The sequence below is a fragment of the Rossellomorea marisflavi genome (assembly GCF_022170785.1).
GTDB lineage: Bacteria > Bacillota > Bacilli > Bacillales > Bacillaceae_B > Rossellomorea > Rossellomorea marisflavi_B.
In genome coordinates, this window is record NZ_CP081870.1 from 787058 (window position 1) to 806861 (window position 19804).

At 49.5% G+C, this 19804-nt stretch carries 30 protein-coding genes; 18 read left to right on the forward strand and 12 right to left on the reverse strand.

The window, feature by feature from the left end; translation table 11 throughout:
• Position 1 precedes the first annotated feature (1 nt).
• The 5 genes from K6T23_RS04205 (at position 2) to K6T23_RS04220 (ending at position 1623) form a co-directional block, all read left to right on the forward strand.
• A complete protein-coding gene (locus K6T23_RS04205; protein WP_238284375.1) occupies positions 2–547 on the forward strand; it encodes a GNAT family N-acetyltransferase in 546 nt (181 codons plus the stop codon).
• A 55-nt stretch (positions 548–602) separates the two neighbouring features.
• Positions 603–821 (forward strand): hypothetical protein, encoded by a 219-nt coding sequence (locus tag K6T23_RS04210; RefSeq protein ID WP_238283651.1) that lies wholly within the window; start codon positions 603–605, stop codon positions 819–821.
• A 21-nt stretch (positions 822–842) separates the two neighbouring features.
• Positions 843–1019 (forward strand): NUDIX domain-containing protein, encoded by a 177-nt coding sequence (locus tag K6T23_RS22355; protein ID WP_420493492.1) that lies wholly within the window; start codon positions 843–845, stop codon positions 1017–1019.
• A 9-nt stretch (positions 1020–1028) separates the two neighbouring features.
• Entirely contained in the window at positions 1029–1331 is a 303-nt protein-coding gene (locus K6T23_RS22360; RefSeq protein ID WP_420493493.1) for an NUDIX hydrolase, read from the forward strand.
• A 130-nt stretch (positions 1332–1461) separates the two neighbouring features.
• Positions 1462–1623: a hypothetical protein gene (locus K6T23_RS04220; protein WP_238283652.1), complete on the forward strand. Its 162-nt coding sequence runs from the start codon at positions 1462–1464 to the stop codon at positions 1621–1623.
• 398 nt (positions 1624–2021) lie between these two features.
• Here the strand turns inward: K6T23_RS04220 and K6T23_RS04225 are convergent, their stop codons facing one another.
• Positions 2022–2891, reverse strand: a complete 870-nt coding sequence (locus tag K6T23_RS04225; protein ID WP_238283653.1) for a LysR family transcriptional regulator — start codon at positions 2889–2891, stop codon at positions 2022–2024.
• A gap of 122 nt (positions 2892–3013) precedes the next feature.
• Here K6T23_RS04225 and K6T23_RS04230 point away from each other — a divergent pair, with 122 nt between their 5' ends.
• The 3 genes from K6T23_RS04230 to K6T23_RS04240 all read left to right on the forward strand — a co-directional run bounded on the left by K6T23_RS04230 (position 3014) and on the right by K6T23_RS04240 (position 5015).
• On the forward strand, positions 3014–3685 hold the full coding sequence (locus tag K6T23_RS04230) for an NAD(P)H-dependent oxidoreductase (RefSeq protein ID WP_238283654.1): 672 nt from the start codon (positions 3014–3016) through the stop codon (positions 3683–3685).
• A gap of 99 nt (positions 3686–3784) precedes the next feature.
• Positions 3785–4207: a VOC family protein gene (locus K6T23_RS04235; RefSeq protein WP_238283655.1), complete on the forward strand. Its 423-nt coding sequence runs from the start codon at positions 3785–3787 to the stop codon at positions 4205–4207.
• Positions 4208–4217: 10 nt separating this feature from the next.
• The gene (locus K6T23_RS04240; protein WP_238283656.1) at positions 4218–5015 is read left to right on the forward strand and encodes a CPBP family intramembrane glutamic endopeptidase; all 798 of its coding nucleotides are present in this window, start codon (positions 4218–4220) and stop codon (positions 5013–5015) included.
• Between the two features lie 105 nt (positions 5016–5120).
• On the opposite strand, the gene K6T23_RS04245 is transcribed toward K6T23_RS04240, so the two are convergent.
• Positions 5121–5378, reverse strand: coding sequence for a hypothetical protein (locus K6T23_RS04245; RefSeq protein ID WP_238283657.1), 258 nt, complete (start codon positions 5376–5378; stop codon positions 5121–5123).
• A gap of 176 nt (positions 5379–5554) precedes the next feature.
• On the opposite strand from K6T23_RS04245, the gene K6T23_RS04250 reads away from it, so the two are divergent.
• Positions 5555–6139 (forward strand): DedA family protein, encoded by a 585-nt coding sequence (locus K6T23_RS04250; RefSeq protein ID WP_238283658.1) that lies wholly within the window; start codon positions 5555–5557, stop codon positions 6137–6139.
• A gap of 17 nt (positions 6140–6156) precedes the next feature.
• On the opposite strand, the gene K6T23_RS04255 is transcribed toward K6T23_RS04250, so the two are convergent.
• The 4 genes from K6T23_RS04255 to K6T23_RS04270 all read right to left on the reverse strand — a co-directional run bounded on the left by K6T23_RS04255 (position 6157) and on the right by K6T23_RS04270 (position 9884).
• Positions 6157–6990, reverse strand: coding sequence for a YitT family protein (locus K6T23_RS04255; RefSeq protein WP_056533438.1), 834 nt, complete (start codon positions 6988–6990; stop codon positions 6157–6159).
• 217 nt (positions 6991–7207) lie between these two features.
• Complete coding sequence (locus K6T23_RS04260; RefSeq protein ID WP_238283659.1) at positions 7208–7426, reverse strand: hypothetical protein; 219 nt, start codon at positions 7424–7426, stop codon at positions 7208–7210.
• Between the two features lie 151 nt (positions 7427–7577).
• Positions 7578–8762 (reverse strand): hypothetical protein, encoded by a 1185-nt coding sequence (locus K6T23_RS04265; RefSeq protein WP_238283660.1) that lies wholly within the window; start codon positions 8760–8762, stop codon positions 7578–7580.
• Between the two features lie 168 nt (positions 8763–8930).
• Positions 8931–9884: a helix-turn-helix transcriptional regulator gene (locus tag K6T23_RS04270; protein ID WP_238283661.1), complete on the reverse strand. Its 954-nt coding sequence runs from the start codon at positions 9882–9884 to the stop codon at positions 8931–8933.
• Between the two features lie 120 nt (positions 9885–10004).
• Here K6T23_RS04270 and K6T23_RS22250 point away from each other — a divergent pair, with 120 nt between their 5' ends.
• The 4 genes from K6T23_RS22250 (at position 10005) to K6T23_RS04285 (ending at position 12183) form a co-directional block, all read left to right on the forward strand.
• A complete protein-coding gene (locus K6T23_RS22250) occupies positions 10005–10322 on the forward strand; it encodes a dihydrofolate reductase family protein (RefSeq protein WP_337946927.1) in 318 nt (105 codons plus the stop codon).
• Positions 10323–10334: 12 nt separating this feature from the next.
• On the forward strand, positions 10335–10538 hold the full coding sequence (locus K6T23_RS22255) for a dihydrofolate reductase family protein (RefSeq protein WP_337946945.1): 204 nt from the start codon (positions 10335–10337) through the stop codon (positions 10536–10538).
• 482 nt (positions 10539–11020) lie between these two features.
• Positions 11021–11506: an RNA polymerase sigma factor gene (locus tag K6T23_RS04280; protein WP_238283662.1), complete on the forward strand. Its 486-nt coding sequence runs from the start codon at positions 11021–11023 to the stop codon at positions 11504–11506.
• Positions 11503–12183: a zf-HC2 domain-containing protein gene (locus K6T23_RS04285; protein ID WP_238283663.1), complete on the forward strand. Its 681-nt coding sequence runs from the start codon at positions 11503–11505 to the stop codon at positions 12181–12183. The genes K6T23_RS04280 and K6T23_RS04285 overlap by 4 nt, the downstream gene beginning before the upstream one ends.
• 261 nt (positions 12184–12444) lie before the next feature.
• Here the strand turns inward: K6T23_RS04285 and K6T23_RS04290 are convergent, their stop codons facing one another.
• The 3 genes from K6T23_RS04290 to K6T23_RS04300 all read right to left on the reverse strand — a co-directional run bounded on the left by K6T23_RS04290 (position 12445) and on the right by K6T23_RS04300 (position 13628).
• Complete coding sequence (locus K6T23_RS04290) at positions 12445–12939, reverse strand: DinB family protein (RefSeq protein WP_238283664.1); 495 nt, start codon at positions 12937–12939, stop codon at positions 12445–12447.
• A gap of 103 nt (positions 12940–13042) precedes the next feature.
• Complete coding sequence (locus K6T23_RS04295; RefSeq protein ID WP_159646104.1) at positions 13043–13318, reverse strand: hypothetical protein; 276 nt, start codon at positions 13316–13318, stop codon at positions 13043–13045.
• Positions 13319–13331: 13 nt separating this feature from the next.
• Positions 13332–13628 (reverse strand): 3-isopropylmalate dehydrogenase, encoded by a 297-nt coding sequence (locus tag K6T23_RS04300; RefSeq protein WP_238283665.1) that lies wholly within the window; start codon positions 13626–13628, stop codon positions 13332–13334.
• 197 nt (positions 13629–13825) lie between these two features.
• On the opposite strand from K6T23_RS04300, the gene K6T23_RS04305 reads away from it, so the two are divergent.
• From K6T23_RS04305 to K6T23_RS04315, 3 genes are read left to right on the forward strand one after another with little or no spacing between them, the layout of a single operon-like run.
• Complete coding sequence (locus tag K6T23_RS04305; RefSeq protein WP_238283666.1) at positions 13826–14398, forward strand: bifunctional transcriptional activator/DNA repair enzyme AdaA; 573 nt, start codon at positions 13826–13828, stop codon at positions 14396–14398.
• Positions 14385–15299, forward strand: coding sequence for a DNA-3-methyladenine glycosylase family protein (locus tag K6T23_RS04310; RefSeq protein WP_238283667.1), 915 nt, complete (start codon positions 14385–14387; stop codon positions 15297–15299). Before K6T23_RS04305 ends, K6T23_RS04310 begins: the two co-directional genes overlap by 14 nt.
• Entirely contained in the window at positions 15253–15765 is a 513-nt protein-coding gene (locus K6T23_RS04315; protein ID WP_238283668.1) for a methylated-DNA--[protein]-cysteine S-methyltransferase, read from the forward strand. Before K6T23_RS04310 ends, K6T23_RS04315 begins: the two co-directional genes overlap by 47 nt.
• A 27-nt stretch (positions 15766–15792) precedes the next feature.
• Here the strand turns inward: K6T23_RS04315 and K6T23_RS04320 are convergent, their stop codons facing one another.
• Together K6T23_RS04320 and K6T23_RS04325 are read right to left on the reverse strand one after the other, a co-directional pair.
• Positions 15793–16119 (reverse strand): hypothetical protein, encoded by a 327-nt coding sequence (locus K6T23_RS04320; RefSeq protein WP_238283669.1) that lies wholly within the window; start codon positions 16117–16119, stop codon positions 15793–15795.
• A gap of 179 nt (positions 16120–16298) precedes the next feature.
• Positions 16299–16535 (reverse strand): DUF3923 family protein, encoded by a 237-nt coding sequence (locus tag K6T23_RS04325; RefSeq protein WP_238283670.1) that lies wholly within the window; start codon positions 16533–16535, stop codon positions 16299–16301.
• Between the two features lie 367 nt (positions 16536–16902).
• Between K6T23_RS04325 and K6T23_RS04330 the strand changes: the two genes are divergently transcribed.
• Positions 16903–18282, forward strand: coding sequence for an amino acid permease (locus tag K6T23_RS04330; RefSeq protein WP_238283671.1), 1380 nt, complete (start codon positions 16903–16905; stop codon positions 18280–18282).
• 52 nt (positions 18283–18334) lie between these two features.
• Here the strand turns inward: K6T23_RS04330 and K6T23_RS04335 are convergent, their stop codons facing one another.
• Positions 18335–18880 (reverse strand): DUF4865 family protein, encoded by a 546-nt coding sequence (locus K6T23_RS04335; protein ID WP_238283672.1) that lies wholly within the window; start codon positions 18878–18880, stop codon positions 18335–18337.
• Between the two features lie 119 nt (positions 18881–18999).
• On the opposite strand from K6T23_RS04335, the gene K6T23_RS04340 reads away from it, so the two are divergent.
• Positions 19000–19791, forward strand: coding sequence for a LysR family transcriptional regulator (locus tag K6T23_RS04340; protein WP_238283673.1), 792 nt, complete (start codon positions 19000–19002; stop codon positions 19789–19791).
• The last annotated feature ends 13 nt before the right edge of the window (positions 19792–19804 follow it).

Sequence of the window (19804 nt, forward strand, 5' to 3'; positions counted from 1 at the left end):
ATTGGTTAAATTGAAACAAGATGAGAACATTATACTGGCCCCTGTTCCACAGGAAGAGCTACTTCAAATAAAAGAAGAAATACAGGAAGCGTTTATGAAAGGCTTGCAGGAAAATAGTAAAGAAGCAGACAAGCTGACTAAGCCCATTCCCTCTGAGGCAGACTTTGAGCACTCTCTCTATTCAAAATCGGCAGTGACTCGTCAATTTCTTTTAAACGGGGAACGAATTGGTGGTGTCGTATTACAGATTGATGCGGATACTCATCGCATTGAAGTTGATTTCCTCTATACATTGGCCAGTACACATGGAAAAGGACTCGGAACGAAAGCGTGGAAAGCCGTCGAAGCAGCATTCCCTGAAACGAAAGTGTGGGAACTGCACACGCCATATTTCGAAAAGCGTAACATCCACTTTTACGTAAACAAATGTGGTTTTCAAATTGTAGAGTTTTATCACCGGGGCAATCCAGGGTCACATGTAGAACACGAAAAGCCTGAAACAGATGAAGAATATGAGTTTTTCCGCTTTGAAAAGGTCATGAAATAAAGACCGGATCAAAGACGCTGACTAAATTCAGTCAACACTGAGGGAGGCAGCCAACATGACAACCGTTACCTTCACTGCCAGCACGGCAGGAAAAGAAGCACGTATGGAGCAAACGTTCACCCTTGAGGAACTGAACATTGATGAAAGTGGAACCAGGAAAGAAATCGCAAATGCCATTCAAAATTGTTTTGAATCGTGGTTAAGGGACTCCGTTTCGTTTTCCATCGTAGTGGATGGGATGGACGTGGACGTAAGTGGCAATCAGACAGAATAGAAGAAACGGAGAGAAGACAGTATGACAGTTCAGAAGTATCATAGGGCATTCGGAGTGTACGGAATTTATGCCAAGGACGGCAAACTCCTCGTCATCCTGAAGAACGGGGGACCCTATATTCACCGTTTTGATCTGCCGGGCGGGAGTCTCGAAGACGGGGAGTCGCTAAATGAGGCAATGAAGAGGGAGTTCCTTTAGGAAACGGGCGTGGAAATTGAGATCGAGGAGATTATCGGCGTGACCGATTTCAAGCTTCCTTGGAAGTGGCGGGGATTCACGGATGTGCATCATATCACCGTCTACTATTCTGTCAGGAAAGTCGGCGGTGGAATTGTGGTACCGGAGCAATTCGAGGGACAGGATTCCCTGGGGGCTGTATGGGTGTCGGAAGACGAGGTGTCCATGGAGAATGCGTCTCCGCTCGTGCTGAAAGCATTTGAGTGGCTGCGGACCGGTGGGCTTGGCGAAGCCGTTGTGTACGATGAGTGGGAAGTACTATCGGGGAAATAGAGGAGCTGGAGAAAGGAAGGGGGAATGCCAATGACTACATTTTAGCATTGCGGGTATGGTATCCACTGCTGTTTGTCCTGCTGGGAGTCATTGCCGGGCTGGTGATGAAGGTATCCGTAGGCGGGCTGTCATGCTGATGGTCATGGGCTTTTTCCTTTCCAATCTGGCCATGTTCATCCTGCTATCGGGAGCAACGGAACACATATCGGTGCTGAGCGGGATATCCTTTTCAGAAGTGGTTTCCCAATTGCTCGTTCCTTCGATGTACGCCTGTATATCCTTCTCTTGCTGATTGGGTACCTGGTGACCGGTTTGGTGAAACGAGGCATGCGGAGCGGGGGTGCCGGACGGTAAGGTGAACAGCATCATAGTAAGAGCTGGGACAAAAGTGTAATAGAGATAGTAAAACCGGAATTCATTTGTTTACCACTTGGCAAATGAATTCCGGTTTTGATTTGTTTCATTACGATATCATTATTTCTAGCGGTTGATTGGAGTGCAAGACGAAGACTCCAGCGGGAAGAGTAGCTGATGTGAGACCCCGCAGGCTTGCCGAGGAGGCTCACGGGCTACCCGCGGAAAGCGTAGTCTTGCAAGGAAATCATGAGCGGTATAAAGAATCTATACGGAACTTATTCGTGTTCAATAGTCGTTTTTTGATTTGTCCCAACTTCTTTTTAAAAGAATCAATCAATCCCAATGCTCGGCATGATCCTCAATGAGAGAGATCATGGAATCGATAGCCGGGGAGATCCATTTGTCCTTATGATACGCGACGAATGTGGTGATTTGATACGCCGGATCTTCAATGATGTTGCCTTTGAACGCGTGTTGATCAATTTCATTCTTCACAGTGAAATATGGGAGCATGGAGCTTCCGAGGCCGCTCATGACACAGCGCTTGATGGCTTCGATGTTTCCGAATTCCACGCTTCCCTGGATCTCCAGGCTTTGCTGATCGATGTACCTGTCGAACAGGCTCTTGTAGGCACATGTCTTTTCTGTATATAGGACGGTCCGTGTCGGATCGGTATCTTGTTCGGTTGGCGGTGATATCAGTACCATCGGCTCGTGTTTGATCGGTTGGACGGTCAGCTCCTTCGGGGTCCACTCTTTCGTCTCGAGGATCAAGGCAAGGTCGATGGTGCCGTTCTGAAGCTCAGAGTGGAGATTGTGAAAGTCGATGGACGAGATCGACAGGTTCACGTTCGGGTATTTTCGTTTGTATTCGACGAGGATCTGTGGCAACCGGTAGCTCGTGAGGTGATCGAATGCCCCGATCCTGAGGTTGCCGCTCGGCTCATCATGATGGGTGGCCTTTTCCTTTACTTCTGTGTATAGGTCGATGATTTTGGTGGCGTAGGGGAAGAACTCTTTTCCGAAGGTGGTGAGGACCACTTTCTTCCCGAGTCGATCGAATAGGGGCTGGTTCAGTTCATCTTCCAGGTCCTTGATGTGATTGGTGACGGAGGACTGGGCATACCCCAGCTCGTCTGCCGCTTTTTTGAATCCGCCTTTTTCGACGATGGTCTTGAATGTGAGCAGATGTCGCAGTTCCATAGTGATTCTCCTTAAGTTCAGTATTACTGAACGTTTCGTTCTGATATATCTATTTTACTAAACGATAGATGTTCAATACAATAAAAAGAGTCAATCACATTCAAGAAAAGGTGGAATCAATCATGAGCAACGAAAACACAAAACAAGCCGTCCTCGACGCATTTTCCTTCCGTCATGCAACAAAAGCATTCGACCCGGAGAAAAAGATCTCCGATGCCGATTTTTCATATATCCTTGAGACAGGAAGGCTGTCACCAAGCTCCGTGGGCTATGAGCCTTGGAAATTCGTGATCCTTCAAAATCCCGAGATCCGCGAGCAACTGCGCGAAGTAAGCTTCGGAGCACAAGGGCAGCTGCCGACTGCAAGTCATATGGTCATCATCCTTGCCCGCAAGAATGCGACTCCAGAATCAGACTATGCGCAACACCTGTTGAGAAACGTCAAGGAAGTACCCGATCACATGATGGACGAGATGGTGGCGGCGTACAGAAGATTCCAAGACGAGGACATCAACATCTACGAAAGCGAACGGGCATTATTCGACTGGGCCAGCAAGCAAACCTACATCGCCCTCGGCAATATGATGACCTCAGCCGCCATGATCGGCATCGATTCATGTCCGATCGAAGGCTTTAACTATGATAAAGCCACCGAGATCCTGGAACAAGCAGGTATCCTCGACAGCGAAAACTTCGGTATCTCCGTCATGGCGGCATTCGGCTACCGTGCAGAGGAGCCTCACCGTGGGAAAGTCAGACAGGCCATTGAAGACGTGGTGGAATGGGTGAACTAAACGTTATGAAAAAGGCGCCAATGGCGTCTTTTTTTGCATCAATGGTTATACAAAAAATGGTATAGTTAGATAAAACCCTACATACTGGAGGCCACGCCCATGAACCAATCCATCGTCCATATCGCCCTACTTGTTGACGACTATGATGAAGCAATCGGCTTTTACACAAATAAACTCCATTTCACCTTAGTGGAGGATACATACCAGCCGGAACAGGACAAGAGGTGGGTGGTGGTTGCGCCGCCTGGATCCGTCGGGACGACGATCCTATTAGCCAAAGCATCAAAGGAAGAGCAGGAGCCTTTCATCGGGAATCAGACGGGTGGACGGGTGTTCCTGTTCCTGAACACGGATGATTTCGATCGTGATTACCGGGATATGGTGGCAAACGGAATCGAATTCGTGCGGGAGCCGAAGGAGCAGGAATATGGCAAGGTTGCGGTGTTCAAGGATCTGTACGGGAATCTGTGGGATTTGCTGCAGCTGAATGAGAATCATCCAATAGCGAAACGGGCGAGGTGACCTGATCGGTATGAAACAACCTGGTCTGATAGGAGGAGGGATTGTATTTCTTCTCGGAATGGTGGTCATCGCCTGCCAAGCTCATCCCGTATGGGTGATGCTCGTTTTCGTCGCGCTAGTAGGTATCATGTTTGCAACCAAATCGCCGGGATTGCCGTTCTTTTTTCTGGCCGTTTTTTTAGCCGGTTTTTATGGTTATGTCTCATTCAGGACGTTTTTGCGCTTTCATGTAGAGGATGTGGCGGCGGCCATCCTGATCGAGAGGGGGACGCTCGTTATCCTGATTGCGGCGCTGGTGCTGACCGCCAAGCTGACGAAAACCTCTTTTTCCATGCAGCTTCAAAAACCGAAGTGGGACAATCGAATCTATTTCCCCTTTATCACGCACGGATTTCATTCGATTCCGATCAGGCTCTTCTTCCTCTTCTCCGTCATGGGAAGCGTCATAGGTTTCTCGTTCAATGTATTCTTGTTTGGTGAATGGGATGGGATGAAAGAGATTGTGCTGTTCGCACTCGCATTTTCAATCGTGAATGCGACGCTGGAGGAGATGTTGTGGAGGGGTACCCTGTTCCCGATCCTGGCCGGACAGGTCTCATGGATGTATGCACTCGTTGTGACAAGCCTGGCATTCGGTCTCCATCATATTGCCCTTGGCATTCCCTTTTGGGCTGCTCTCGGTTTTTCCATTGGCGGTTTTTTCTTTGCCATTGTCAAATGGAGGAGTGAAAGTCTGTTCCCACCGATCCTGTGGCATTTCATCATCAATCTACTGATGGTTTTCAGTGGATTCATACTCCCGTATTAAAAAAGAACTTCCCGATGTGTGGAAGTTCTTTTTGATTGGAGGAATGAATGTACCCTTTTCATACCGCTTCCATAGGGACACCAACGGCCTTGGATACGGCATTCCTCAGTAGGCGGCCGATTTGCTTCTGTACAAGGTAATGATGGCACCGGCGATCACAGCGACACATATGAAAGTGATGGGAAGCAGTAGTGGTGACGCGGTGTAGGTCGTACCGAATGTTACTTCTGACGAGAAGAATCCAGCTGCCTCAAAGTCAGGCGTGTAGTTCATCATCCTGATGATTCCGGTCACGTAGGTCCCGAGGAAAAATAGCAAATGGATGCCGGTGGAGATGGCAATGGATTGCAAAAAGAGTTTCATGGTAATCCACCTTTCATGTCCTTTTAAACCATAATATACCATTTCGTGCAGCTGGTAAAGTGAACACCGTGCCTCCTAATTGTTATTCCTTAAGAATTCTTAAGAACTTCCCCCCTGAAACATTAAGGTTCCGTGAATATAATGGAGGTATCAATGAACGGAGGGGGAGGTGCACTATGGAGATCATCGAATTGCTCAGACTTGCGGCAGGCATCATGTTTACGCCAATCTCAGATGAGGTCATCCTTCTATCGAGCCTTGGGATCTGGGCGGCGGACGGGGTGAATCCCTATGGAGTCTGGCTGGCGTCATGGGGGATGGTCTTCGTGGCCTTCCTGTGGTTTTATGTAGTGGGGATGTTCTTCCGGAGCATTCCATTATTCAATAAGTGGATGTCGACCAAGTGGTTGAACAAGGCAGAGAAGATGTTGTCCCGCTATGGATTCTGGGCGGTGATGGTGTCGTTTTTCGTGCCAGGGGTCCGTCATCCGATCCACTATGTTGCGGGGATCATGCGGATGCCACTCAGGAAATACGTGACGGCGACATTACTCGCCTCATCACTCTACACGGGGGTTTGGACCGGATTGGTGTATACAATTGATGAGAAGGTCGGAGTGGAGTTTGTGCTGGGACTGTTGCTTGATCATCTGCCTCTTGTAGTGGCGGTTGTGTTGATCGTTGTGTTGACCCTGTTTGTCTGTCGTCGACGGAAGGCTTTAAAGGTCGAAGAGGTCATAGAAAAAACGCCTGGATGCTGAATTCCAGGCGTTTTTCATTACGTTTTCGGGAAGGTGAATCCTTCGCCGAATACATCGCGCACGTCGTGGACGACGACGAATGCTTTATCATCGATCTGCTGAATGGTCTTTTTCAGGAGGAAGAGCTCCTGCTTGTTGATGACCACATACAGGATGTCCTTCGATTCCTTGGAGTAGTGGCCGCGGGCGTTGATGATCGTCGCACCGCGGTCCATCTCGGCGCTCACCTTCTCGGCGATGGCGTCGGTGAGGGGCGAGATGATGGTGACGGCCTTCCTCGTATCGAAACCGTCGATCAGGTAGTCCAGGATTTTCGTACTGATATAGATCGAGATCCCTGTGTACATTGTGTTCTCGATCCCGATGACGAATCCAGAACCGATGACGACGAGGATATCGAACACGAACATGCTCGTGCTCACGGCCCAGCCGAACTTCTGGTTGAGCATGCGGGCGACGATCGTGGACCCGCCCGTTGTCCCGCCGGAGCGGAGGACAAGGCCGAGACCGATCCCAATGAACACACCGGCGAAGACGGTGCCGAGCATGATATCAAGGGAGCGTCCCATTCCTTCCGTGAAGTGCAGGAACACCGATGTGAAGAAAATCGCCAGTAGCGTGTACCAAGTCACCCGCTTGTTGAGCACTTTATAGCCGATGGCCAGCAAAATCCCGTTCATCACGAAGTTCGTGTAGCCCGGTGACCAGCCGAATACATAGTAGAGGGTCATAGAGATCCCCGTCACGCCTCCCTCGCCAAGCTCATTCGGAATCGCGAACAGATTCACTCCAAGCGCAAAGAACAGGGATCCGATAATAATCAATGTGATTTCTTTAGCTGTCGAATTCATATGTGATCACTCCGTTCCGTTTGAATACCAGAATACTATAGCACAGAGGATGGGGCGGGGGAAAGGTGATTTGGAGGGTTCGGTGGGCTTATTTCATAAGAAGGGAGCGTTCTCGGTGAGGGGTTTACTTTAACTGGTAGTATATCCAGTTCGAAGGGGATTATCGGCTCGATCAGCACAAAAAAGACCCCGACGATGGGGCCGTTCATGACATGGTTCAGCGGGCGACGCTCTTTTTTTGATGGGTACGGACCTTCAGGAACAATGTGATCCACCAGACGGCAAGGAACAAGTAGCCACTGCAGGCATACACGGCCCAGAGCGAACCTTGCTGCAGTTCGCTCACCAAGTGTAGAAACTCATTGAGTTCCGGCGGTGCAACGATGCTATTCAAGAGACCAACAATAGGAACCGTGATGGCGATCCATATGACCAAGAGGGCATCCGTCTTGTTTTTCGATTGGATAGGTTGTAGATCGCACCCCCGATGGTGATGGCCAAAAATAGGTAATGGGCGATCCAAAACCAGACTGGAAGGGTATTCGGCATGTGACTTTCCTCCTTCATGAAATCTTGTATCAGTAAACTTACTTCATCTTAAATGTATAGAATGTGACGGATTCATCCGGGCTTTCTCCCTTCGTCACGGCAAAGCAGAGGGTATCGTTGTAGTAGACGGGTTTTGATGCCGTGTGGCCGAATCCATCACGTCGCAATGAAAGGGCTGTTTTCGTATCCATATCAGCGAGATACACATTTTCAGCGCGATCTCTGAAAGCAACCGTGTGTGGATTGACAAAAGTAGTAGCATCTACCGGGGTTCTTGCGGTTGCCTGGTATCTGTAGGTTTCTTCGTTTTCGCTGTCTACGATGGTCAATCCCTCGTCAGATGTATAGGCAAACCGATCCTCCATCCCATCAAAATCGAGAATCCCTTCATCTGTGAGGAGGGTTTGCTTCTCATTGTCTGCGACTCGTTCGAGCGTGAGCTTTCTTTCGCCGTCCTTGGAGACGGCCTTATGGAGAAGCAGGCCATTCCCTGTCATTTGCTGCTCTAAGATATATTCCCCGTTTGGTTGTTCGTTTTCATTTAATTCAGCGGTCACGAGCGTTCGGAAGTCCCGGCTTTGGGAATCATAGCTGATCAGGTTGGAGGTCACCCCGTCACCATCCGCTTCATACTCGATCCAGTTCAGGGATTGAAAATACGTCGTCAGCATAGGTGGCAGGTTTTCATCTGTACTTTCTCCTTTGTGAATCGTTTGGACATTCCCGGTCTCCACGTTCAACTCAAGGATCGACCAGGCGACATCGGACGCGTGTCTGGCATCATACTCGGTCCAATACAGCGTTTGATCGATCCCTGCGGAGGATTGAATTCCTTCCGTTGCTTCGTGCAGGACTTCGCATGTTTCGCCTGATCGGGAAAATCTGATGATCTGATCATTCTCCTGTTCACTGATGGGGTCATAGACGTAGATGATGGACTGGTCCGTGATATAGAAAGGTGAGACCATTCCTTTCGGGCATGAGGAATGGGTGAGTTCATAGGAGGAAGGAGAGAGATGGTCGATGGGACCCTTTAAGGTGGAAAGGAGGTGCTCGTTCGTTTGGGCTGGTTCCTTGTTCGTTAAAACAGGGGAGCCTTCAGTGGACAAAGAAGTGCCTGCCTCATGACGGGATTCTTTCTTCTTTTCCTGGGCGACGTCCTCTTGGTCGCTGCATCCTACTAGCAGGAAGAGTGCACTGGCTATCATGAGTATGTATTTCATCTTTTCCCCCTTATCTGTATACGGCCTTGCACTTTGATACATTTGTTTCTATAAGTGTAAGTAATTGGGTTGTGTTGGTCAATAGGTTTTGGGAGATAGGTTGTTGTGGATGGAAGCTTTCGGATTGGTCGGGTAGATGAAACGATCGCCTTGTGCCAGGCGATCGTATTAGTCAGGGCGTATGGATTCGTCCTGGTAGAACGCAATGACTGCTTGAGCTGCTGTTAGTACCTTTTCTTTCAGATGTGGGGATGCGACCTGGATCTTATCTGAAAATCCAAGGATGAATTCAATGGCTTCCTGTTCATCATTGAACTGGAGGGTGGCGGGAATCCATCCGTCGTCTGTGGGCTGCTCTTTCTTCATGACTTTCACGAATTTGCCGGTGAAGGTGATCCTCCCTACGATTCGGGGGTGCAGCCACACATCCACCTCATAGGCGGGGAGGTTCTTCACAAAGGAGGCCTTGGATTGTTCCCAGTAGTCCGGTAGGTGAAAATGAGGGGGCCGCTCGAATGTCTCCTCTTCCAGGCTCGCTTGCCCAATCCGGGAGACTCGATAATTTCGGATTTCTCCGTTCCGGGTTGCCACCAGATACCATGTTCCCCCTTTTGCCACAAGGCCCAGTGGTTCCACGATCCGCTCCTTCATGTCCCCTTCTGTGCGCCCATAGCGGATAAACAGTTTTTTATTTTCCCACAGTGCCTGCTTCACGACGGTGAGGGCGTGGTTTTTCTCACTGGAAGTTTTCCATGTGCCGGAATCGATATGGATCTTCTCCCACATGGCCTGCGCCTCGTCCCGGTAGGTGTCGGGGATCGCCCCGAACAGCTTCTGCCGCGTATCGAGAGAGTGATGAAGGCCGAGATCTTCAAGAAGTTCCTTGGATGGGGAGAGAAAGAGCGAGGTCATATCGGCGTTGGTCAACCCGCTCAGGCGGCTGCGGAAGTGATCCATCAGGCGCCAACCCCCAGCCTTGCCGCGTTCGGATACAATCGGGATTCCCGCATGCGTCAGGGCATCCATGTCTCGGAGGATCGTCCGCTCCGACACCTCCAGCTCATCCGCCAGTTCCTTCGCTGTCATCTTGCCCCGGTTCTGTAATAGGATCATGATGTTCATCAATCGGTCCGCTCTCATACCATCCGCCCCTTTGGTTAAACTAGTCCATATTAATATGACAAAGGATGTCATGTTTTAATCGTATACTGAATGTATGGACATGAAAAGGAGGAAGATAGCATGAAACAGGATCGAAAAGTCGTCGTATTCATCGCCTGCAGTCTCGACGGCTATATCGCGACGAAAGATGAGTCATTGGAGTGGCTTTTCCAAGTGGAGGGTGAAGGGGACAATGGGTTCTCCGCGTTCTACGACACCGTTGATACAGTCGTGATGGGAAAGCGGACGTACGATTGGGTCATGAATCAGGAGATGGAGGCATTCCCGTATGAAGGAAAGGAATGTGTGGTGTTTTCCCGTTCAGAGTGGGAAGATACGGAACATGTGCGCTACCGGAATGGTGATGTCCGGTCGTTTGTAGACGAACAAAAAGGATGAAACGGCAAGAATATCTGGGTCGTTGGTGGAGGGGAACTGCTGCACGCGTTCATCCAGGAAGGGTTGGTGGATGAGTTCATCATCACCGTCGCGCCGGTCATCATCGGGAATGGGATTCCACTGTTTAGGGAAGGTGACCACGGACTGAATCTTAAACTGAAGGGGACGCAGACGTTCAATCAGTTTGTGGAATTGCATTATGAGGTGAAGAGGTAGAGGGTGTTGGGGCAGCTCACGGGGTGGGCTGTTTTTTTGTGCGTGGGGCTTATGGTGCTTCTATACTTTGGGTGGGATGTGAGGTTTAATAAAGAAGCGAGTCGGAAGTAATGCCAGAGAGTTAGTAATAAGAGATTGAACTTGATGATAAAGGCTTGGAGTTGAAAATAAATAGGGGAAGTTGGAAGAAGAAAACGTTCCAAAATCCAAAGTTGAAAATAAATTTTGAAAAGTTGGAAGTGAAATCTCGAAAGTTGATAATAAATTTGAAAAAGTCGGTAGAAAAGGAGAGTAGGAAAGTTGGAGTACGATGTATCTGGGCTATTTTTGGCATCGTTTGGTCGTATTTCATGTGAAACGGTGTCAAACCCGCCTACATATTAAGTAGATTGTGATGATAATTGGATTAAAATCAAAAAAATCATCCAATCCTGTAACGAATCCACCCCAACCAGGTCATACAACAGAAGGGAGGCAGCCGGGTGACAGAATTTGAGAAGATCTATGATCAGCATTTCAGGGAAGTGTATGCATTCATCCTATCCATGAGCCGCAATGAGAAGCTGGCCGAAGAGATCACGCAGGAGACGTTTTTCAAGGCGCTGAAGGCGATCGATGGTTTCAAGGGGCAGTGCAAGATGAATGTGTGGCTGTGCCAGATCGCGAAGAATACATACTTTACCCATTTATCAAAGCAGAAGCGATTGGTGCCGGAAGAGGTGGTCGAATCCAGTGGGGACGCGGTCATGGAGCGGCTCATGGAGAACCGGGAAGAGGCGATGCGGGTCCATCAGGTGCTGCACTCCCTTCAAGATCCGTACAAGGAAGTGTTCACCCTGCGGATTTTCGGGGAGCTTTCCTTCCGGGACATCAGCGGGCTGTTCGGTAAGACGGAAAGCTGGGCCAGGGTGACGTATCACCGGGCACGGCAAAAAATTCAGGATCGTTTGGAGGAGGAAGACGTATGAGGGAGGTACCATGTCGGGTCATCGAAGACCTGCTGCCCCTATATCATGATGACGTGTGCAGTGAGGAAAGCCGGTCCCTAGTGGAGGGACATCTTAGTCAATGTGACGCGTGCAGGAATGAGCTTCAGCGGATGCGTGCCGGCCTGCCGGTGGAGGAGAAGGTGACGGTTGACCGGAATAGTGATGACCGGGTGATGAAGGGGATTGCGTCCTCTTGGAAGAAGGGGAAGAAGCGGTCGTTTTGGAAGGGGATGCTTGTGACGTCTGCCGTTGCAGCCTGCCTCGTCCTTGCTTATGTGGGGCTGTTCCAGTGGAATGTGGTCAATGTCGGGACCGAGAACGTGGAAATCAGTAAAGTGAGTCAGGCGGATGGGAAGATCTTTTTTCATCTGAATGTAGACGATGGGTACAAGATTTCAACGTTGAAGTATGATGTGAACAGTAACGGGGATTTCTATGTCACGGGGAAGCGTCAGGTGATCAAGGAAGAAGCCTCCCGTCCAAGTGCCCTTGAAAACGCTGATGAATTCGTCGATCTTTCTGAGCAGGAAGAAATCCGTGGAGAGAAAATCGAGGCGATCTACTTCGGAACCCCTGATGACCGCAAGCTGATCTGGAAAGAAGGCATGGACGTGCCAGAAACCGATCAGAGTGTGCTCGAACGGTTTGGGTTGTAAATGGAATTAGACTAAGGCTGATGATGACCGTGGATGGTCCTTTATTGGTATCGGTTTGTCTTCTGCTCATCGGTATAACAAGGGTATCCTTGATGCTTTTCTTCAACTTGAGAAGAGAAAAGGCGGGAAAGTAAACATAAATCAATGTGAAAAAAACAAGCGTTTTTCATAAGGTCTTCCGGATTGATCGTTGGAAGCCTATTTATATAAACTCGTCAAATGGACAAAAGAAGACTCGCCACCAGGCGAGTCTTCTTTCACTTATTTCCCTGCCCGCATCGCTTCCGACTCTTCCTTACTCGGTCCATACACGCCAGGAACCTGCAGTCCGGCCTGGCGCATGAGAACGGTCAGTTGGCCGCGGTGGTGGGCCTGATGCTGGATGAGCAGGCGAAGGACGCCTTGGAACGGCATGTCCATGCCGAAGAGGCTAATCGGTTCGTTCAGCTTCTCATCGGACACCTGCTCTGAAACGGCATCGGCGAGGCGCGTGCTCACGAGCTTATACGTCTCGGCAATCTCGCTAGCGGATGCCGGAGCAGGTTTTTGGAGATCTGGCGCTTCGAAGGTGACACTTACTTGGGCAAGGAAATAATACGCTGCGCCCGTTACGTGCCAGGCTACACTTCCGATGGTATAAAGATCGGGACCTGCTTCCTGCTTCAGTGACGCATCAGTAAGTGCATCAAACACTTTCTGGGTAGTGGCGGCTTCCTGCTTCCATTCGCGTAGAAAATCGTTGGTTGATGTGAACATGAAAAAATCCCTCCTTTTGGTTGTAAGACAGTTTCATTGTAGCATGAAGGAGGGAGGTTGTTCGTTAGTATTATGGAAGGGTTTTCATTTTAACCATTTACTTTTATGGCTGTTGAAATCCAAACAGCGCCACAAACACTAACAACAACGACAGGGATAGCCCGGCAGCATTCAGTACGACCAAGCTGATTTTTAGCTTGCCTTTCAGTCCCATCAGCGCAAAAACGAGGCCAGCCAGTGCCAGTGTGAACGGCAAAAAGAGACTCACTTCAAGGACCGCTACATACAGCGGAAATCCCCACTTCGTCAATCCGGCGAGGATTGGAAAGATGGCCATGATGGAAAAAGCTCCTGAAAGAATGGAATAGGTTTTCTTCATGTGATTCCCCTCCTTAAGGAGTGCGGTAGTTTCTGAAGGCAGACGTGATGACGGCAATGACAAGGATGATCGCGCTGTTCACGAGCAGGAAGTACGCTACTTGGAGACCATAAAAGACGGCAAAGGCATCTCGGATGACAATCAGTGCGGTAATCCCCCCGACACCGCCAAGCACGGGTGCCATGAGCAGGACTGTCAATGCAGCGGAATACAGGCTTTTCTTTTTTCGGAAAGTGATAAAGGCGAGAATGTTTCCCGCGGCAATCAAGCATCCCATCAGCAAGTAGAAGAACAGGTCCATTTTCATCATTCCTCCCCTATGTGTCATGTATATGTGTGTAGCGCTGGTTTTTACTAATTTTAACATACACGCTCGTGGTTTAGTCATGTATCTAACAATTTATCCCAAAAATCTATCAGACCATAACAGCAAGAATGAGGATGAAATGCCCTGCGGAGGATTGATAAAATAGAAGCAACGAAATTGAAAGAAAGCGGTGAAGCAGGATGGAGACGGCGGTGAATCTGTCATTTGAAGAGATGTGGGAGAAGATCATGGCGTGCGACCGGACATATGACGGTTTGTTCTTTACGGCAGTAAAGACGACGAATATTTACTGCCGGCCCTCGTGCCGGTCGAGGAAGCCGAAGAAGGTGAACGTGGAGTTCTATCAGGAGCGTGCGGAGGCGGAGCAGGCGGGATACCGTGCCTGTAAGAGGTGCAAACCCGAAGAGGAGCATTCGCCACATATCGGGGTCGTCCAGGAGACAATCGCCTTCCTGGTCAACCATCACAAGCAGCCGTTGAAGCTGCAGGATATCGCTGACGGGGTGGGGCTGAGCAGCTATCACCTAGAGAGGGTGTTCAAGGAAGAAACGTCCCATACGCCGCGGATGTATCTAGAGAAAATCAGGATCGATAAGGCGACGAACTTGCTTCGTGAGTCCGGTCTGACGAATCTTGAAATCTGTTATGAAGTGGGATTCCAGAGTCCGTCCAATTTTTATAAAGTGTTTAAACGCATAAAAGAGTGTTCACCGAGTGAGTACCGAAGGGAGCAGTTGGATGAGGTGGAGTGATCATGGATCGTCAATTGAAATCAGTCTGCCAAAGCCCTTCAGCTTCAAGGAGTGCTTAAGGTTTTTGGCCAGGTCGGACCAGGAAGTGCTTCATCAGGTAGAAGAGGGCGCTGTCCTTAAGCTTCTAAAAGTTGATGGAGAGTTGATTCTCTGTAAGGTCACTTCCACCGGTGAAGCCCTGAATGTTGCGTTCCTCAACACGTCTCCGTCTACACGCGCTCGGGTGTGTGTGGCCGATTTTATGGTGGAGTGGTTTGATCTGGAACAGGATCTCTCCGGGTTCATGGAGGTGGCTGGACGCGATCCCGTCCTGAAGCCATTCGCTGAGCGGTACGAAGGCATGCGAATCCTCTGCATACCCGACTTGTTCGAAGCGCTTGTCTGGGCGATCCTCGGTCAGCAGATCAACCTGACGTTCGCTTATACGCTGAAAAAACGCTTTGTCGAGCGGTACGGGGAGAGTGTGACATTCAATGGGAGCAGGCATTGGCTGTTTCCTTCCTGCGAACGTGTGGCCACCCTCTCCATCGATGAACTGCGTGAGCTGCAGTTCACCACGCGTAAAGCAGAGTACGTCCTCGATCTCGCAACCGCCATGGCGAAAGGTGAACTGTCCAAAGAGGTGCTACTCCAATTGGATGCATCGGCTATACGGGAGAGGTTACTTGCCATTCGCGGTGTCGGAGCATGGACGGCAGACTATGTCAGGATGAAATGCTTCCATGACCGGACCGCGTTCCCGGTCGCCGACGTCGGTCTTCACCTTGCCCTGAAGGAGGCCCTCAACCTGGAACGAAAGCCGACAATCGGGGAAATCGAAGAACACGCCATCAACTGGAAAGGATGGGAAGCCTATGCTACGTTTTATCTCTGGCGATCATTGTACGGAGAAGGAGTATAAACTGGATCTGGACACGCCCCTTGGAATCCTCGAGATCATCGGGACTGCGGAGGCGGTGTCTTCGATCTTATTTGTGGATAGGGAGGAGAGGGTGCATGTGCGTGAGGACGATACGCCTGACGTGATCATCGACTGCCATGATCAGCTCGTCGAGTACTTCAACGGCACCCGCCGGACGTTCTCATTCCCAGTCCATGTGAAGGGGACCGATTTCCAGAAGCGCGTCTGGAAGGGACTGCTCGACCTGGCGTACGGCGAAACCGGTTCGTATAAGGACCTCGCCATCTCGATCGGCAATGAAAAAGCAATCCGTGCCGTCGGTAGTGCCAACGGGAAGAACAAGCTGAGCATCGTCATCCCGTGCCATCGGATCATCGGGTCAAACGGGACGATGACGGGGTATGCGGGAGGAGTGTGGAGGAAAGAGTGGCTGCTGGGACATGAGAGAAATCATGAAAACAGCTGAAAACCGTTCGGGTCTTCAGCTGCTTGGCTATGTACAAGGCTTATGGTACAAGGATCGGTAGGTCGTTCTTAAAAGCGTAAACACACAAATACAAAGAATGATGGTTTGCCAGACATCAACACGATCCTGATCATATTGATTCGCAATGACCATCAAGAAGAGGATGATGATGGAATAGACGATATACACGCTTTTCTTAATTCGTCCCTTTTGCAGCAGGATCACGACTTCCGATAGGGCAAAAAGGCATGCCATCATCCGTGTGTAGAAAAAGGGATCGTAATAGAAGAGACTGATGGCAAAGCCAAGTGCGGCAACCGCATTGAGGATGATGGACCAACCGGTGTCTGTCATGAGCTTCGCACTCCTTTCTTGTGATGTGTCCCCATCTTATCATAGATCGGTACCTTATTTTAGAAGATTTTTTATCTTTACCTTTGAAACATACCATCATAAGTTCTATGTGCAACCGCTCTTCACCGAACGCTTACATAACGAAACAGAACTCCCTATGCGTAGGAAGTTCTGTTTTCTTATATCACCGTCTTTTTCCGTTGCATCACCACATTCACCACTAGCCACACCCCTTGAATGATGGCCGGGAAAAGGAAAGCAGCCGCCAGGATCAGAAACGCCACCAGCTTCGCTTCCGGGGTCTGCACAATCCCCGCCCCGTCCACACCCCTCAGCCAGATGAACGCCGAAACCACACCGAACAGAATCACCCAGAACAGATTGGTCATCCACCAGAACATCCACATTCTCTTCATGTTTCCACTCCATTTCCTATCTCATTTCTTTCTCTTATTCTACCGTGATCCTGGCTTCCTTTTGATGGACCACGGCTTTATTTTCGAGTAAGCCTTAAGACGTAGTGTGGGGAATGGTTGTATGGAGAAAGGCGGATACTAACTGAGCACTCCATTCCAATCATGTGAACATGGATCTAGACAAAAATTATACTAAAATAAGGAACCCTAATATTTCCACAAACATTCATTTGTCAATAGTCCTCATGAATGAATGTTTCTCCTGAAAACACAATTGTTTTCACATAGGAAACATATTATAATGAAAAACAATTAAGCTTCACGTTCTACCACATCAGAGCGAATAATCGTAAAAGAGGGGAACAGCATGGCTAACAAAGAATTGCATCGAGGCCTGGAAGCACGTCACATTCAGATGATTGCTCTAGGCGGTACGATTGGCGTCGGATTATTTATGGGATCGGCAAGCACGATCCAGTGGACGGGTCCGTCTGTCCTGCTGGCGTATGCGATTGCCGGGATTTTCATCTTCTTCATCATGCGTGCCATGGGGGAAATGCTGTATGTCGAGCCGAGCACCGGTTCATTCGCAACCTTCGGGCACAAATATATCCATCCACTTGCCGGGTACATGACGGCGTGGAGCAACTGGTTCCAGTGGGTCATCGTCGGGATGGCCGAAATTGTCGCAGTAGGGGCGTACATGCAGTACTGGTTCCCTGATCTGCCGGCATGGATACCGGGGATCATCGCCATGGTCATCCTGGGCGCAGCGAATCTGATTTCCGTGAAATCCTTCGGGGAGTTTGAATTTTGGTTTGCACTTATAAAAATTATCACCATCGTCCTGATGATTTTCGCGGGGATCGGGCTGATCTTCTTCGGACTCGGTAATGGGGGAGACGCCATCGGGCTCTCGAACCTGTGGGCGAACGGCGGCTTCTTTGCCGGCGGATGGTCTGGCTTCTTCTTCGCCCTCTCCCTTGTGGTGGCGGCCTACCAAGGGGTGGAATTGATCGGGATCACGGCCGGTGAGGCACGCGATCCGAAAAACACGCTCACGAAAGCGATCCAGAGCATCATCTGGCGGATCCTGATCTTCTATATCGGGGCGATCTTCGTCATCGTCACTGTGTATCCGTGGAATGAGTTGAACTCGATCGGAAGCCCGTTCGTCGCGACATTTGCCAAAGTCGGAATCACAGCAGCGGCCGGTGTCATCAACTTCGTCGTCATCACCGCGGCCATGTCCGGCTGCAACAGCGGGATCTACAGCGCAGGGCGCATGCTCTACACCCTCGGGGTGAATGGACAAGCACCGAAATCCTTCACGAAGCTGTCCCGTAATGGGGTACCGCTCCTCGGGACGATCGGCGTCATGATCGGACTCGGCATCGGCGTCATCCTGAGCTACATCGCACCGGAGAACCTGTTCGTGTACGTATACAGTTCAAGCGTCCTCCCGGGAATGGTCCCGTGGTTCGTCATCCTGATCAGTCAGATCCGGTTCCGGAAGATAAAGGGTGCCGAACTCGACGATCATCCATTCAAAATGCCGTTCGCACCGGTCACGAACTATCTGACCCTTGCCTTCCTGGTCGCAGTCCTCGTCGGCATGTGGTTCAATGACGATACGCGCATGTCGCTCATCGTGGGGATCGTGTTTCTCGCGCTGGTGACCATCAGTTACTTTGCGTTCGGGATCGGGAAGAAGGTTCCGTTGGAGGAAAAAGAATTGAAACAATAGAAAAAGATTGAAGAGGCATCCTCCAAGAGGGTGCCTCTCTTTTTAGAAGAGCTTATCTCGAAATATGTAAAATCTCATACACGGTCAGGTGCTCTGACGTCGCAACATCCGGTTTCTCTTCATAAAAACGAAAATGACTGTAGCCCCATTTATCCGGATTATAAACCAGTACATTTCCCAAGCATTCTTTGGATCCTTCCACGTTGACGGCCTCAAGAAGGGAGTGGTCCGCTAATGACGAGTTCTCGGCAATACGTCCAGCGTACTCTACAACGTACTGACTTTTGGAAAAGTTCGGGTCTAGGTAAAGGGTCAACGGGACACCGATCTGAATCTGCTGCCAGCCGAAAGAGTCCAGGATATTGTCGTAAAAACCATGGAATAGGAAGGTATTCATTCCTTCGTGGTTGTTCCACATATAGAATGGTGCGTAAGAATTATAGGTTTGACCGTTCTTCCCTGCCTCTGTGATTAAATAGGCTTTGAAGTCGAGTCCGTTGAAACCATCCGTCTTCCCCCCGTTCTCTTGGACCCTGTTTCTTATTATCCCCATATCATAATCCTTCGGCAGGATGACTTTGTATTGCATGCCAATCATGTTCATCACTCTCTTTCAATGGTATAGATTCATGATAATCCTGAAGAGATTAGGTGTAAAATAGGTATAGATGATGCCGGTCATCATGAAATCTGATAGCAGGAAAAGAGCTGAACGATATGGAAATCAATGACCTTATCATATTCAAAACAGTCGTGACAGAAGGGTCGATCAGTAAGGCCGCAAACATCTTGGGGTATGTGCAACCTCATCTTACAGAACGGATCAAGCGATTGGAACAAGAACTGGACACACCGTTACTCCATCGATCGAATAAGGGCGTCACCACCCTTCCATCAGGAGATGTACTCGTCGACTATGCCAACAGGATCTTAAACCTGGTGGACGAAGCGAAACATGAAATCAAGAGGACCCACGCCCTTCCTTACCGGATCGCCACATCGCCATCGATTCTGTCCAACTATGTCAGCAAACGGATAAGCGGGACGTTCATGAAGTACGAATTGACGATCGAGAACAGCAGCCAGCTGCATTCTTTATTAAGGAATCAAAAGGTGGACATGGTCATCACATATGGAACGTATGCCGATTCAGATTTCCAACAAGTGGGGAGCCATACGATTTCAATGGGATTACAGAAAGCGAAGGGTAAGACGGTCATGGATTTTTCGAAAGAATATTTCTTTGTCAGTCAGGACCGACAGTGTCCCTTCAGGAAGCGTACGATCGACTTTATGGAAGAGAATCATATCCACAAGGAGCAACTTCAACCGTTGGATTCTTTCTCACTGATTCAGGAATTCATCTCAGAGGAAAAAGGCATCGCGTTTCTGCCCATAAAGGATGATCAACTAGAAAGAGTGGAAGATGTAGAGGTAGAAAGCTTGTCTGTTCACTTTTACACGATGCGTGAATTGGGGAGGGAGATCCCTGCTGACCTGATGTCTTAAAGGTTTCCCTCTT